Source organism: Kitasatospora sp. NPDC048545, assembly GCF_040651155.1.
Lineage (GTDB): Bacteria > Actinomycetota > Actinomycetes > Streptomycetales > Streptomycetaceae > Kitasatospora.
In genome coordinates this window covers 74,127-89,055 of sequence record NZ_JBEZIQ010000024.1, presented here as the reverse complement: position 1 = coordinate 89,055, position 14,929 = coordinate 74,127, and the positions used below count along the sequence as shown (strand labels likewise).

11 protein-coding genes are annotated in these 14,929 nt (G+C 71.5%); 1 reads left to right on the top strand and 10 read right to left on the bottom strand.

All coding sequences use genetic code 11. The features are described 5' to 3' along the window. Nucleotides 1-192: 192 nt before the first annotated feature. The 4 genes from mycP to AB0D10_RS22890 all read right to left on the bottom strand — a co-directional run bounded on the left by mycP (nt 193) and on the right by AB0D10_RS22890 (nt 5,282). Entirely contained in the window at nt 193-1,566 is a 1,374-nt protein-coding gene (gene mycP, locus AB0D10_RS22905; protein ID WP_360259294.1) for a type VII secretion-associated serine protease mycosin, read from the bottom strand. A gap of 31 nt (nt 1,567-1,597) precedes the next feature. Continuing rightward, nucleotides 1,598-2,851, bottom strand: a complete 1,254-nt coding sequence (locus tag AB0D10_RS22900; RefSeq protein ID WP_360259387.1) for a S8 family serine peptidase — start codon at nt 2,849-2,851, stop codon at nt 1,598-1,600. A gap of 239 nt (nt 2,852-3,090) precedes the next feature. Next, nucleotides 3,091-4,761, bottom strand: a complete 1,671-nt coding sequence (locus tag AB0D10_RS22895; protein WP_360259292.1) for a hypothetical protein — start codon at nt 4,759-4,761, stop codon at nt 3,091-3,093. A 44-nt stretch (nt 4,762-4,805) separates the two neighbouring features. Continuing rightward, nucleotides 4,806-5,282, bottom strand: coding sequence for a hypothetical protein (locus AB0D10_RS22890; RefSeq protein WP_360259290.1), 477 nt, complete (start codon nt 5,280-5,282; stop codon nt 4,806-4,808). 412 nt (nt 5,283-5,694) lie between these two features. On the opposite strand from AB0D10_RS22890, the gene AB0D10_RS22885 reads away from it, so the two are divergent. Then, nucleotides 5,695-7,566 (top strand): FUSC family protein, encoded by a 1,872-nt coding sequence (locus AB0D10_RS22885; RefSeq protein WP_360259287.1) that lies wholly within the window; start codon nt 5,695-5,697, stop codon nt 7,564-7,566. A 52-nt stretch (nt 7,567-7,618) separates the two neighbouring features. Here the strand turns inward: AB0D10_RS22885 and AB0D10_RS22880 are convergent, their stop codons facing one another. From AB0D10_RS22880 to AB0D10_RS22855, 6 genes are all read right to left on the bottom strand, one after another. Beyond that, entirely contained in the window at nt 7,619-9,451 is a 1,833-nt protein-coding gene (locus AB0D10_RS22880; RefSeq protein ID WP_360259285.1) for an ABC-F family ATP-binding cassette domain-containing protein, read from the bottom strand. Between the two features lie 173 nt (nt 9,452-9,624). Then, nucleotides 9,625-10,545: a 4-(cytidine 5'-diphospho)-2-C-methyl-D-erythritol kinase gene (locus AB0D10_RS22875; protein WP_360259283.1), complete on the bottom strand. Its 921-nt coding sequence runs from the start codon at nt 10,543-10,545 to the stop codon at nt 9,625-9,627. Next, nucleotides 10,542-11,528 (bottom strand): 16S rRNA (adenine(1518)-N(6)/adenine(1519)-N(6))-dimethyltransferase RsmA, encoded by a 987-nt coding sequence (rsmA, locus tag AB0D10_RS22870; RefSeq protein WP_360259280.1) that lies wholly within the window; start codon nt 11,526-11,528, stop codon nt 10,542-10,544. Before rsmA ends, AB0D10_RS22875 begins: the two co-directional genes overlap by 4 nt. A 226-nt stretch (nt 11,529-11,754) precedes the next feature. Then, a complete protein-coding gene (locus AB0D10_RS22865) occupies nt 11,755-12,633 on the bottom strand; it encodes a TatD family hydrolase (protein WP_360259278.1) in 879 nt (292 codons plus the stop codon). Between the two features lies 1 nt (nt 12,634). Further along, a complete protein-coding gene (gene metG / locus AB0D10_RS22860; protein WP_360259276.1) occupies nt 12,635-14,257 on the bottom strand; it encodes a methionine--tRNA ligase in 1,623 nt (540 codons plus the stop codon). Nucleotides 14,258-14,340: 83 nt separating this feature from the next. Beyond that, nucleotides 14,341-14,712, bottom strand: coding sequence for a hypothetical protein (locus tag AB0D10_RS22855; protein ID WP_360259385.1), 372 nt, complete (start codon nt 14,710-14,712; stop codon nt 14,341-14,343). Nucleotides 14,713-14,929: the final 217 nt, after the last annotated feature.

Sequence of the window (14,929 nt, the reverse complement as noted above, 5' to 3'; positions counted from 1 at the left end):
GCCACCCGAGTGACCCCGGCGCGCAGCCACACCCCCACGCCCGGGCCGCACCCCGTGCGAGCCCCGGGCCCGGGACACACCGCGCGCCGCCCCGCCGACCGCGGCGCCGGGCTCCGGGCTCCGGGCTCCGGGCTCCGGCAGTGCCGCCCGGACGCCGCCGCCGTCACGGCCCACCGGCTCCTACCCGAACGGCTACTCCTCCAGCCGCGCCGGAGGCCGGTACACCTGCGAGGACTCGGGCGTCGTCCAGGGCGGGAGCGGCAGCATCGGCACGTGGACCGGCGGCTGAACGACCGCCGGCCGCCGCCGCCTCAGCACGGCGAACACCACCCCGGCCACCAGCACCAACCCCGCCACCACACCACCGACGACCGGCAACACGCCGACCGACCCCGACGACGCGCCGGCCTTCGGCTGCGCCGTCGGTGCACCGACGGCACCGGCGGTCGGGCTCGCAGCGGGACCCGACGCCGACGACGCGGGCGACGGCAGGCTCGCGGCGGGGGACAGCACCGAAGACGGCAGGACCACGTCGGACGCGAGCGGCGACCGGTCCGCCGGACCCGGGTCGCCAGGAGACGTCAAAGCGATCCGCGGCCGGACCGCACCGTATCCGATGTCATCCCTGCGGTTGGATCCGTCGTTCGGCTTTCCGACCGTATCGATCAGCACCCGCAGGACCTGATTCGCCGTCCAGTCCTTGTGCACCGCCCAGACGAGCGCTGCCGAGGCCGACACCAGAGCGGCAGCAGCGGACGTTCCATGACGCTTGCAGTAGCCGGTCGAGCTGGTGCAGGCGTCGATCACCTCCGTGCCGGGGGCCGTGAGCGTGACGTGCGGCCCCGTCTGGGACTCATCCGTCACCGTGCCGTTTCGGTCAAGGGCTCCGACGCCGACGACGTTGGGCAGCGCGGCCGGATACATGACGAGATTGCCGTCCTTCGCGGAGTCCCCGACGCTCGCGACCACGAGCACCCCCTTCGCCCTGGCCGCCGCGAGAATGCGGTTCAACTTGGCGACGTTCTCCGGCGTGGCCGTGACCGCCGTGCTCTCCTCCGAAACGTTGATGACCTTCGCACCCTGCTCGACCGCGTAGTTCACGGCCTGCCCGACCTCATCGAGGAAGTCGGACGAGATGGAAGCCCCGAGGGACCGGTCCGATCCGTCGTTCATCTTCAGCGGAAGAATCTTGGCCCCCGGCGCCAGTCCATAGGCGCCCGTCCCACCACTGCTCCTGCCGGTCCCCGCGATCAGACTGGCCATCTCCGTGCCGTGGCCGTTAACGAAGGACCCCACACCACCGGGGCTGCCACTGAAGTCCCTCCCCGGAAGGAACTGCCCGACCAGATCCGGATGATCGAGCTTGAAGCCCCCGTCGATCACCGCAACGGTGATCCCCTCCCCGGTGGAGGTCTTCCACATCTCCGGAGCGTGCATGGCATCCAGATGCCACTGATCAGCCCGGATCGACCCGGCCCCAAGCGCAGGCGAAACCGCCCCCATCACGCACGCACTCGCGAGCCCCACGACCACGAGTCGCCGAGCCCACGACCAACGGCTGCCCATCCGACTCCCCCACCACACCGGACACCTTCAACTACTTGGCGTACGGATTCTCCCCCGGAGCCACCGGCGGCTCGTACGACGGCGGAGGCGGGAGCACCACCCCCGCCTGCTGGGACGGCACCGGCGGCACCTGAGCCGACGGCGGCACGACCGCGGACCTCCGCCGCCGCACCACCACGAACACCACCCCCGCCAGCAGCACCAACCCGGCCACCACGCCACCCACGATCGGTAGCGCACTGCTCGAGCCGGACGACGCACCAGCCTTCGGCTGCGCCGTCGGCGCTCCGGCCGCTCCGCCGACCGGACTCTCAGTCGGACTCGGCACCGACGATGTGGGCGTGGGCGAACTCGCAGACCTGGACGGGGTCGACGACGGGGACGGCTCCGTCACCGGAACCGGAGACACGTCCGCCGGGCCAGGGTCCCCCGGATCAGTCAGAGCGATCCGGGGCCGCACTCCACCGTAGCCAACGTCATTGTTTCGCACGGATCCGTCATTCGGCTTCCCCGACGTATTGATGAGAACCCGCAAGATCTGATTTGCAGTCCAGTCCTTGTGAACGGCCCAAACTAGCGCCGCCGACGCGGAGACCAGAGCTGCAGCGTCGGATGTTCCATGACTCTGGCAGTAACCGGTATCAGCCACACAGGCGGCAACGATATCCATACCAGGTGCTGCGAGAATCACCTGCGGACCCTGCTCGGATTCATCTGTCGCCACCGCATCGCGGTTGACGGCCCCGACACCAACCACGTTGGGCAACCCGCCGGGATAAGAGACAGGATTTCCAGTCTGCGCCTGGTTTCCAACACTCGCCACGACCAGGGCTCCCCTGGCCCTCGCTTGCGCGAGGATCCCGTTCAGCTTCCCTACGTCCTCCGCGGAGAACCTGGCTGCGTCCATGCCCTGCGAAATGTTGATGACCTTCGCACCCTGGTCAACCGCGAAATTAACCGCCTGGCCGATCTGGTCAAAGAAGTCGGACGGAAGAGCTGCCGAGACCGCACCATTATTGATCTTGAGTGGTAGAACCTTGACGCCAGGAGCCAAGCCGTAAGCACCGGTCCCTCCGCCGCTCTTGCCGGTTCCGGCGATCAGGCTCGCAATTCCGGTCCCGTGTCCGTCTGCGTAGGCCCCTACGCCTCCGGGGGCACCGCTGAAGTCCTTCCCCGGCAGGAACTGCCCTACCAGATCGGGGTGGTCCAGCTTGAATCCGCCGTCGACGATCGCCACCGTGATCCCCTGGCCCTTGGAGATCTTCCACATCTCCGGCGCATGCATGGCATCCAAGTGCCACTGCCTGTCACGAATAGAACCTTCTGCTGCCGCTGGCGCTGCAATTGGGCCGACCACGAGTCCAGCCGCCAGGAGCGCCCCGGCAGCAGCCCGCCAACGCCCTCGCACCTTCGCCCGCCCCATTCACCACTCCTCGTCGATCTCTTCACCGGCCGGGAAGACGCTGCCCGAACAGGTCTGCCCGGCCACTGAAAAGGGCCAGTGGCCGGGCAGTCGTCGCCGTCCTACTCAACCACGTCCGGGTTGCTGTACGGCATACCGTCGGTCCAGGTGTCCTCGTCCTCATGGAGGTAGTCGGCCCGCTTGCGCTTGTCACGCTCGTTCCGACCGCCGTGGCCCGCCGTAGCAGGTGCCATCATGCCGTTCTGGCCGGACCGGGCTCCGCCCTCGGCCGCACTTGCCGCACCAGCCCGGTTGCGCAGGCCCGTGCCCCCCGGAGTGAACTCGCCGCTGGCGGCCGGTCCCTTGCGACCACCGACCGTGCCACCGGGAGTCGAGGTCAGGCCCCGGCCTCCTCGCGCGCCGCCGCCTCCCGAGCCACCGACTCCGTGGCCGCCCATTCCAGGATGCATGCCGCCTACCCCGCCAGGCGTTCCGGCGCGACCGGCCTGGGCTTCACGAGAGCCGAAGACCGTTCCCGTGGGCAGGCCAGGGGAACCGGACTTGCCCGGCACCGTGCCACCACCGAACGGGACCGCACGGGCCGGAACCGAGCCGCCGCTCCTGCCTGGCAGGTAGCCGCCACCGCCCTTGGCAGGGCTCGAGCCGCCGCCCACGACCGGGAAGCCGATGGGACCACCGCCGGGGAAGCCCGGAATGCCCGGAGTCCCGCCCGGGCCACCGGGCAGCCCATGAACGACCGGGTTACCGCCCTGCCCGTTGACCGGCAGGCCACCCCCTGGACCGACCGGGCCGGTCTGCCCCGGCAAGGTTGGTAGGGTCGGCAAACTGTTGAGATCGGTGCCGGGACGGCTGGGCGGAGCGGTCGGCGTGGTCACGGAACCGGGCTCCTGCGGCACGGGTGGCAGCTGGCCACCGCCGTGCGGAGGCGTCGGGCCGGGTCGGCCGGAGCTGGGCGGCTCCTGCCAGTTGCTCGCCGGGGCGCTGGGCGCCACCGAACCGCCGCCGTAGTGACCTGCGGACGGGCTGTTGCTGCCCCCGACGCTGTCCCCACCTGCATGAGGAGCGCGCACGGAGCCACCGTAGCTACCGCTACCCCCGTCTCGGGAAATCGCCGTGGAGCTGTACTGATTCGTTGGATCGGGCGTTCCCGGCAGCACGACGTTGTCGCCGAGCCCGTTCAACGTCGTCGTCGCCGCGGTGTACGCCTGCCCCAGCTTCTCCATCTGGTGGATGGCTTCCTGGTGGGCCATGTAGAGCTCACGCGTGCCGGCCATCGCCTGCGTTTCGGAGACCCACGTGTCGGGCTGAGCGCGCTTCATGGCTGTGTCGATTTCAGCGCTGGTGGGCCCACTGCCGTCCGGCTTGATGGATACCAACTGCAACCGCTGGACCACCTGGGGGTCGGGCTGTTGGGTCTTGCGACCGTTGACCCACTTGAGGGCGTCCGGCGGCACGGGCGGCATGCCCGACTTGGCGGCGCTGAGTGCCTCACCAGCCACGTGCATGGCGTCACCAGCGCCGGTGGAGTACTTGCCCAGCATCTCGGCCGACTTCTGGAGGTTTCCGGCCCACGTCTTGAAGTTCTCGGCGGCCGGGCCTTCCCAGGCAAGGTTGCTGACGTGCGACTTGAGTGCCCCACTCAGCTCGCTCAGAACCCTCCCTGCCGACCCGAGTTGCGTACCACGGCTCAGCACCACCGTGGGGTTGGTGTCCTTGACCATGGCAATGAGCTGTTCATGCTGCAAACTGTCGAACTTCGTTTCGCCTGACATTGCCTACTCCCCGTTTCCCCGTACGTCTTTCCCCCGTGCCACCATCAGAGGTCGGTGCCGCCTCGGTTCGGGCCGGGCGCCACCCCCGCCGGCGTGGTGACGCCGGCGTTCTTGGCGACCGCCTTCTGCGCGGCCGTCGTGTTGTCCTCGTTGGTCTGGTAGTTGCCCGCCGTCTTCGAGACCGCGTCCTTCATCGCCGTGATCTGGGCCAGGAAATCCTTGTGGAGCTGGACGAGCTGGCTGTGCACCTTGTCGTAGGCGGTCGTGAGATCCGTGGCCTCGACGAACGTCGCGCTCGCGAAGTCCTTGCCCTTGAGCTTCTGCTCCTGCAGGTTGTACGGCGCAGCCGCCGATCCGTCCATCGCCAGGAGCAGCGCCTCGACCTTCTTCGCGAAGACGGTGAGCGTGTCGATCTCGACCTGGACGTTCTGGTTGCCGAAGGCGGCGACCAGGGAGTTGGCGTCGCCGTACGTCTGCGACTCACTGATCGTGGGGCCGTACATCTTCGGGTTGGAGGGCAATGTGTACGTCTCGCCGGCAGCCGGTGGGCTGGCTCCAGCGGGGCTCGTCCCTCCGGGGTTCGTCCCCGAGCCCGGTACATCCTTGTCGGACACAGCAGTTCACCTCTCCCCCGTACGGCAGGTTGCCACCCCGGGTCCCCCGGGTGGTTCCGTGCCGCAACACACCGTCAACTTCTCGGCCGTACCGCCCTGGTCGGCGAACCGTCCGGCCTGTGGGCGGTTTTCGCCTCCGTCATCGTAGCCACCGCCTCCGTCGGGCGGGCAGGGCCCTTGGCCCGCCCGTACGCGATCGGTACGAACTTGACACGTACGGCCGGCCGTGCGGGCCGCTGGGTAGACTGACCCGGTACGCCCCATCTGCCGCGCAATGTCGCACAGCAGCGACCCCAGGCCGCAGAACGGACGTGTCCGCATGAGTTTCCCGAAGGCCACTCCTTGGTGGGCCCGTGCCGTGCGGCCCGAGCGGCCGCCGGTGCCGTGGGCGTTGATGGTTCGGGCGGCGGTGGGCATGGCGGTGCCGTTGGCGGCGGGTCTGTGGGCGGGCCGGTTGGACCTGGGGGTGTTCGCCGGGCTGGGGGCGATGCACGCGACGATGAACGACCGGGTCGAGCCGGCGCGGTTGCGGGTGGTCCGGATCGGGAGCGCGGTGTCGGCTTCGGCGGTCGGCATGCTGGTGGGCGCCGTGCTGCAGTTCGCCGGTGTCGGCGGTGTCGTCCTGGGCGCCGCGTTGACGGTGACGGCTTTCGTTTCGGGTGCGTTGAGTGCGACGGGTCCGCGTGGTTCGGCGGCCGGGATGCTGTTGCTGGTGTCGGCGGCGCTGGGGAGCGGGATGCCGTTGCCGGGGCCCTGGTGGGCGGGGGCGCCGATGATGGTGGCCGGTGCCGGGTTCGTGGTGCTGTTGGGGCTGCCGGCGGGGGTGCCGGATCGTCCTGCGGCGGATCCGCGGTACCGGGCGTTGGCGGCCGCCTTCGACGCGCTCGGCCGGACGCTGGCCGATCTGGGTACGGTGCGGGCGGCCGCTTCGCGCCAGGTGCTGACGGCCCGTCTGAACCTGGTCCAGGACGTCCTGCCCGGGGGCGGGCCCGCGAGTCGTGTGTACGAGGCCGCGCTCGCCGCGACCGAGGCGGCGACCGGTCTGTTGTGGGCCCGGCGGCCGGTGCCGCCGGAGGTCGCCGAAGTGCCGCACCGGCTGGCGGATGCGGTGCGGCGGGGTGGTGGTGAGGTCGCCGTGCCGGGGTGGCGGCCGGACACACCGTCCCGGCGGGCCTTGGACGTGGCCCTGCGTGCCGCCGCCGAGACGGTGGCCGGTCGTGAGGCGCGGCTCGGCACCGCTGCGGCGCCGCCGCCCGATCCGTGGCGGCTGCGGGTGCGGCTGCTGTCCCGGCCGTCGGTGCGGTACGGGTTGCGGGTGGCGCTGTGTGTGGCGGTCGGTTCGGCGGTGACGGCCGGCTTTCCGCTCAGCAAGGGCTATTGGGTGCCGATGACGATCGCGTTCGTGCTGAAGCCGGATCTCGGCTCGGTGTTCCTGCGCGCGGTGAGCCGTTCGGTGGGCACGGTGCTCGGGGTGGCGGTGACGGCGGCGCTGGTGATGCTGACCACCGAGGAGTGGGCGCTGACGGCGACGGCGGCGCTCTGCGTGGCGCTGTTGCCGTACGCCTCGGCGGCGCACTACGGGTTGAACACCGTCGTGATGACGCCGATGGCGCTGGTCCTGCTCCAACTCGGCGGCCAGAGCAGTGCGGCGGAGTTCTGGCCGCGGGTGCTGGACACCGTCCTGGCCAGTTCGGTGGTCCTGCTGTTCGGTTACCTGTTGTGGCCGGAGCGTCCGCGCCACCGGATCGAGCCCCGGCTGGTCGACGCGGCGACGGCGCTGCGGGCCTATCTCGACGCGGTGACCGCGGGACGGGCCGACCGGGCCGAGGTGTGGTTGCGCCGTTCTGCGTACCGGTCGTTGGCGGCTGCCCGCCAGGAGGTACGGCAGGGGCTGTCCGAGCCGCCGCCCACCGGGCGGCTGGCCGAGAGCTGGCTGCCGGCGACGGCGGCGCTGGAGCGGCTGGGCGGCGCGGTGGCGGCGTTCGCGGCGCAGATCCGGTACGGCGGCCGGGTGCCGGACCCGGCCGAGGTGGACCGGGTCCGCCGGTCGCTGGACGAGCTGACCGCGGCCGCCCGTGCGCACCGCCCGCCGACGACTGCGGCGGACCGTCCGACCGCGCCGCACGACCCGACGCGCAGTGCGTTGGGCCGTGCGGCGGACGAACTCGAAACGCTCCTGGCTGGCGGTTAGTCAGGAGCCGGGACTCCGGAGAACCGGGATGCCGGTCCACCGGTCCGCAGGATCAGACCTGCTCGGCCAGCTCCAGCCAGCTCATCTCCAGCTCCTCCTTCTCGTCCCGGACCGCGCGCAGCTGCCCGTCCAGCTCCGCGACCTTGGAGAAGTCGGCGGCGTGCTCGGCGAGTTGGGCGTGCAGCTTGGACTCCTTCTGGTCCAGCTTGGCGATCTGCCGCTCCAGCTTCTGCATCTCCTTCTTGGCGGCCCGCAGGTCCCCGCCGGAGAGGCCGGGGGCGGCGGTGTCCGCGGCTGCCGCGGGAGCCGCCGAGGCGGTGGCGGTCTGGGCAGCCTGGGCGGCCGCGGCGGCCATCCGTGCGCGCCGCTCCAGGTACTCGTCGATGCCGTTCGGCAGCATCCGCATCTTCTTGTCGCCGAGCAGGGCGTGGACGACGTCGGTCGTCCGCTCGATGAAGAAGCGGTCGTGGCTGATGACGACCATCGAGCCGGGCCAGCCGTCGAGGAGGTCCTCCAGCTGGTTGAGCGTCTCGATGTCCAGGTCGTTGGTCGGCTCGTCGAGGAACAGCACGTTGGGCTCGTCCATCAGCAGCCGCAGCAGCTGGAGGCGGCGGCGTTCGCCGCCGGAGAGGTCGCCGACCGGCGTCCACTGCTTGTCCTTGCCGAAGCCGAACTGCTCGCACAGCTGGCCGGCGCTCATCTCCCGGCCCTTGCCGAGGTCGACGCGGGAGCGGACCTGCTCGACGGCCTGCAGCACCCGGGTGGTCGGTTCGAGCTCGACGACCTCCTGCGACAGGTAGGCGAGCCGGACGGTCTTGCCGACCTTGATGACGCCCGACGCGGGCTGCACGTCGCCCTCGCTCGCGTAGGCGTCGCGCAGGGCGCGCAGCAGCGAGGTCTTGCCGGCGCCGTTGACGCCGAGCAGGCCGATCCGGTCGCCGGGGCCGAGCTGCCAGGTGAGGTTCTCCAGCAGCAGCTTCGGGCCGGCCTTGACGGTCACGCCTTCCAGCTCGAAGACGGTCTTGCCGAGCCGCGCGTTGGCGAACTTCATCAGCTCGGACTTGTCGCGCGGGTCGGGCACGTCGGCGATCAGGGCGTTGGCCGCCTCGATGCGGTAGCGCGGCTTGGAGGTGCGGGCGGGGGCGCCGCGGCGCAGCCAGGCGAGTTCCTTGCGGGCGAGGTTCTGGCGCTTCTGCTCCTCGACGGCTTCGATCCGGGAGCGTTCGGCGCGGGCGAAGACGTAGTCGGAGTAGCCGCCCTCGTACTCGTGCACCTCGCCGTGCTGGACGTCCCACATCCGGGTGCAGACCTGGTCGAGGAACCAGCGGTCGTGGGTGACGCAGACCAGGGCGGAGCGGCGCTTCTGCAGGTGTTCGGCGAGCCAGTTGATGCCCTCGACGTCGAGGTGGTTGGTGGGCTCGTCGAGGACGATCAGGTCGGGCGAGCCGAGCAGCAGCTTGGCGAGGGCGATGCGGCGGCGCTCGCCGCCGGAGAGCGGGCCGATGACGGTGTCGAGGCCGTCGGCGAAGCCGGGCAGGTCGAGGCCGCCGAAGAGGCCTTCGATGATGTCGCGGATCCGGGCGTCGCCGAGCCATTCGTGGTCGGCCCGGTCGGCGATCACTTCGTGCCGGATGGTGGCTTCGGGGTCGAGCGAGTCGTGCTGGGTGAGGACTGCCAGCTGGAGGCCGCCGGAGTGGGTGATCCGCCCGCTGTCGGGTTCCTCCAGTTTGGCGAGCATCCGGATCAGGGTGGTCTTGCCGTCCCCGTTGCGGCCGACGACGCCGATCCGGTCGCCCTCGCTGACGCCGAGGCTGACCGCGTCCAGCAGGGCGCGGGTGCCGTAGACCTTCGTGACGGACTCGATGGTGGCGAGGTTGACGGCCACGTGTGCTGCGCTCCTGGGTTCGGCGGTCGCGGGGCGGACCACCGCCCCTGGCTCGGGTGACCCCGATCTCCCCAGCCTAATGGGCCCGCAGCAACGCCCTCGCCGCACTGCTACCGCAGCGGCGCCCCCGCCGCACTGCCGTCCCGGCGACGCGCCGCGCGTGGCGCGTCCTGCTACTGCGGCAGCAGGGCTGCCCCCGGCACCGGCCCGTACGTCGCGTGGGCCGTCCGGCAGGTGCCGGAGGCGCGCAGGGCTTCGGCGACGGCGGCGGCCGCGTCGGCGTCCTTGGCGAGGAAGGCGCAGGTGGGTCCGGAGCCGGAGACGAGTGCCCCGAGCGCGCCCGCTTCGGTGCCGGCCCGCAGGGTGTCCGCGAGCGAGGGGCGCAGCGAGAGCGCGGCGGGCTGGAGGTCGTTGGCGAGCGCGTCGGCGAGGGCGACGGCGTCGCCTTCGGCGAGGGCGGCGAGCAGCGCCTGGTCGGCGTCGGGGGTGGGGACGTCGGTATCGCCGGAGCCGGTGCCGGCCTGCTCGCGCAGCCTGTCGCACTCGCGGAAGACGGCAGGGGTGGACAGGCCGCCGTCGGCGACGGCGAAGACCCAGTGGAAGGTGCCCTCGACGGCCAGCGGTTCCAGGATCTCGCCCCGGCCGCGGCCGAGCGCGACTCCGCCGAGGAGGGCGAACGGCACGTCCGAGCCCAGTTCCGCGGCGAGTTCCAGCAAGGTGTCGAGCGGGGTGTCCAGCTGCCACAGCGCGTCGCAGGCGACGAGGGCGGCCGCACCGTCGGCGCTGCCGCCGGCCATGCCGCCGGCCACCGGAATGGCCTTGGCGATGTGCAGGTGCACGCCGGGGGCGGCGATGCCGTGGTGGGCGGCGAGGAGCCGGGCGGCGCGGGCGGCGAGGTTGCTGTCGTCCAGCGGGACGGCGGCGGCGTCCGGTCCGGAGCAGGTCAGGGTGACGCCTTCCGCGGGGGTGGCGGTGACCTCGTCCCCGAGGGCGACGGCGAAGAACACGTTGGCCAGGTCGTGGAAGCCGTCGGCGCGCAGTCCGCCGACCCCCAGCTGGACGTTGACCTTCGCGGGCACCCGTACGGTGATCACTCGCTGTCCTTCGCGGTCTCGTCCTCCGCCGACCCGTCCTTCGCGGTCCCGTCCTTCGCCGCCCGGTCCCTCGCCGACTGCTCCTTCGCCGCCCCGTCCTTCGCGGCCCCGTCCTTCGCCGGCTTGTGCTCGGCGATCGCCGCGAACTGCTCGACCGTCAGCATCTCGCCGCGCAGCTTGTGGTCGATCCCGGCGGCGGCGAGCGCCTGCTCGGCCGCGGCGGGGGAGCCGGCCCAGCCGGCCAGTGCGGCGCGCAGGGTCTTGCGCCGCTGGGCGAACGCGGCGTCGACCACCGCGAACACCTCCTCGCGGCTGGCGCTGGTCTTCGGCGGCTCGCGGCGGATCAGCGAGACCAGCCCGGAGTCGACGTTGGGGGCGGGCCAGAACACGTTCCGGCCGATGGCGCCGGCCCGCTTCACGTCGGCGTACCAGTTGGCCTTGACCGAGGGGACGCCGTAGACCTTGTTGCCCGGCTTGGCGGCGAGCCGGTCGGCGACCTCGCTCTGCACCATGACGAGGGTCCGCTCGATGGTGGGGAAGGTCGCCAGCATGTGCAGCAGGACGGGCACGGCCACGTTGTACGGGAGGTTGGCGACGAGCGCGGTGGGGGCGGGCCCGGGCAGCTCGGTGACCTCCATGGCGTCGCTGAACACCAGGTCGAAGGCGTCCGCCTTGGCCGGCATCCGGCCCGCGACGGTGTCCGGCAGGTGCTGTGCCAGCACCGGGTCGATCTCGACCGCCGTGACGTGCCGCGCCACCTCCAGCAGCGCGAGGGTGAGCGAGCCGAGCCCCGGCCCGACCTCCACCACCGCGTCCTGCTCCGTCACGTCGGCGGCCCGGACGATCCGCCGCACGGTGTTGCCGTCGATGACGAAGTTCTGCCCGCGCTGCTTGGTCGGCTTCACGCCGAACGCGGCCGCCAGTTCCCGGATGTCGGCGGCGCCCAGCAGGTGGCTGTCAGGGGTGGGGTCGGTGGTGCTCACGCGCCAAGGATACGGGCGCGGGGGCCGCCGTCCGGACGCGTCGACCCGGACGGCGGCTCCCGGCACCGCCTCGGACGCCATCACCGGGCACCGCCCCCCGACGCACCGGGCACCGCCCCGGACGACGCACCGGCCGCCCCTCGCTCCCCGACCGAACCCGACCCGACCGGACCCGACCCGACCCGACCCGATCGGACCCGACCCGACCGGACCCGATCGACCCCGGTCAGTACCCGAAGGCCCGCGCCGTGTTCTCCGCGACGGCCGCCGACAGCTCGTCCTCGTGCAGCCCCAGTGTGGCGGCCATCGAGCGCACCGTGACCGGGATCAGGTACGGGGCGTTGGGCCGGCCGCGGTAGGGGTGCGGGGTGAGGAAGGGGGCGTCGGTCTCGACCAGGATCCGGTCGAGCGGGGTGGCGAGCAACGCGTCCCGCAGCGGCTGGTTGGCCTTGAAGGTGACCGGGCCGGCGAAGGAGAGGTACCAGCCGTGCTCGGCGCAGGTCTTGGCCATCTCGGCGTCGCCGGAGTAGCAGTGGAAGACGGTCCGTTCCGGGGCGCCTTCCGCGAGCAGGACGTCGATGACGTCCTGGTGGGCGTCCCGGTCGTGGATGACGAGGGCCTTGCCGTGCCGCTTGGCCATGTCGATGTGGCGGCGGAACGACTCCTTCTGGATCTCCACGCCCTCGGGCCCGGTACGGAAGTAGTCGAGGCCGGTCTCGCCGACCGCCCGGACCTGGGGCAGGGCGGCGAGCCGGTCGATCTCGGCGAGCGCCTCGTCGAGGGCGGCGGCGCCGCCGGCGGTGCGCTGCTGCCCGGACCAGCCGTCCGCGTCGCCGAGGAAGATCCGCGGCGCCTCGTTGGGGTGCAGGGCGACGGCCGCGTGCACCTGTTCGTACTGGGCCGCCAGTTCGGCGGCCCAGCGCGAGCCGGGCACGTCGCAGCCCACCTGGACCACCGTGGTGACCCCGACCGAGGCGGCGCGGGCCAGGCCTTCGGCCGGGGTGCCGGACTGCATGTCGAGGTGGGTGTGCGAGTCGGCCACCGCCACGGCCAGGGGTTCCGGCAGCGGCGGCGGGGTCGACCGGTCGTCGTCCTTGGCGGCCACGTCAGGCGGCCGGCTTCTCTTCGAGGCGCGGGAAGAGGATCTCGCCCTTGGTGACGGTGGCGCCGGCGGGGAGCCGGCCCCAGTCGGCGGCGGTGGCGACGGTCTGCGTGGAGAGCGCGCCCAGTCCGGCGGCGTCGGCGCCCAGCGAGTCCCACAGCTTCTCGGCGGTGGACGGCATCACCGGGTTGAGCAGGACGGCGGTGGCGCGCAGCGACTCGGCGGCGGTGTAGAGGATGGTCGCGAGACGCGCCCGGCCCTCCTCCGAGTCGTCCTTGGCGACCTTCCAGGGCTCCTGCTCGGTGATGTAGCCGTTGACCTGCTTGACGAACTCGAAGATCGCCGCGAGGCCGCCGGCGAAGTCCAGCTCCTCGCCGATCTTCCGGTCGGCGGTCGCGACGGCCTTGGTCAGCCCGTCGGCGACGGCCTGTTCGGCGTCGCCGGGGGCGGCGGAGGCCGGCAGCACCCCGTCGAAGTACTTGCCGACCATCGCGGCGACCCGGGAGGCCAGGTTGCCGAAGTCGTTGGCGAGTTCGGAGGTGTAGCGGGCGGTGAAGTCCTCCCAGGAGAACGAGCCGTCCGTGCCGAACGGGATCGCCCGCAGGAAGTAGTAGCGGTAGGCGTCCACGCCGAAGTGCGAGGTCAGGTCGGTGGGCGCGATGCCGGTCAGGTTGGACTTGGACATCTTCTCGCCGCCGACCATCAGCCAGCCGTTGGCCACGACGCGCTTGGGCAGCGGCAGCCCGGCGGCCATCAGCATGGCGGGCCAGATGACGGCGTGGAAGCGGAGGATGTCCTTGCCGACCAGGTGGACGGAGGCGGGCCACAGTTCGGCGAAGCGCTCCGGGTCGCTGCCGTAGCCGGCCGCGGTGATGTAGTTCTGCAGCGCGTCGACCCACACGTAGAGGACGTGCTTCTCGTCCCAGGGCAGCGGTACGCCCCAGTTGAAGGTGGAGCGGGAGATCGAGAGGTCCTGCAGGCCCTGCTCGACGAAGCGCAGCACCTCGTTGCGGGCGGACTCCGGGGCGATGAAGCCGGGGTTCTCGGCGTAGAACTCCAGCAGCTTCTCGCCGTAGGCCGACAGGCGGAAGAAGTAGTTCTCCTCCTCCAGCCACTCCACCGGCTTCTTGTGGATCGGGCAGAGCTTCTCGTCCTCGGCCGCGCCGTCGAGCAGCTCGTTGGGGAGCTTGTACTCCTCGCAGCCGACGCAGTAGGGGCCGGAGTAGCCGCCCTTGTAGATCTCGCCCTTGTCGTACAGGTCCTGGACGAACTCCTGCACGCGGTCGGTGTGGCGCTGCTGGGTGGTGCGGATGAAGTCGTCGTTGGCGATCTCCAGGTGCTCCCAGAGCGGCTTCCAGGCTTCCTCGACCAGCTTGTCGCACCACTCCTGCGGGCTGACGCCGTTCGCCTCGGCGGTCCGCATGATCTTCTGACCGTGCTCGTCGGTGCCGGTCAGGTACCACACCTTCTCGCCGCGCTGGCGGTGCCAGCGGGTGAGGACGTCGCCCGCCACGGTGGTGTACGCGTGGCCCAGGTGGGGGCGATCGTTGACGTAGTAGATCGGGGTGGAAACGTAGTACGCCGGGGCGCTCGCCCCGGTGGTGCTGTGGTCTGCAGTGGCCGCCATGGTCGGAAAGCTTAGTCGGGCACGCGCACCGCCCTCGACCGAGTTGTTCCCGGCCGGGGGCGGTCCTTCCCGCGTCCTCGGTGTCAGCCCAGCAGCCGCGACCAGAACCGGGCCCAGCGTCCGCGCGGCTTGTCGGGCACGGACTCCGGGAGCGGCCCGGCCGGCTCGGCGTGCGCCGAGAAGCCGGGGGCGTGGTGCCAGAGCTGTTCGGCGGAGGACACCCGGCCCTCGCGCATGATCCGGACGGTGTGGCCACCGCATCCGGGGCAGGTCGGCTTGAGCAGCGGGGACGGCACCCGGACGCCGTTGGCGTGGTACTCGAACACGACGTGCCCGTCCTTGGCCACGTGGTGCTCGATGTCGTACGCCTGCTCCCAGCCGTACCCGCAGCGCAGGCACGCGAAGGAGTAGGCCTCCCGTACGGTCTCGACGGGAGTGTGCCCGCGGCCGGCCAGGCCTGCGGTGCTCAGTGCGTTGCCACTGCGGGGGCTACCGACGATCTCGCTCATAGCCGTCTCCCAGCGCCCGCCGGGCGCTCGCCCGGCTGGGTCTTTCCCTTTCAGGAAATGCCCGGACCGCCTCGGCCGATGCCCCGCTTGTGAAGAATTGGATGCGGGTTGGGAAGCCCTATACGAAGGGCCTCCCAGGGACCGAAAACCGCGACCGAAACTT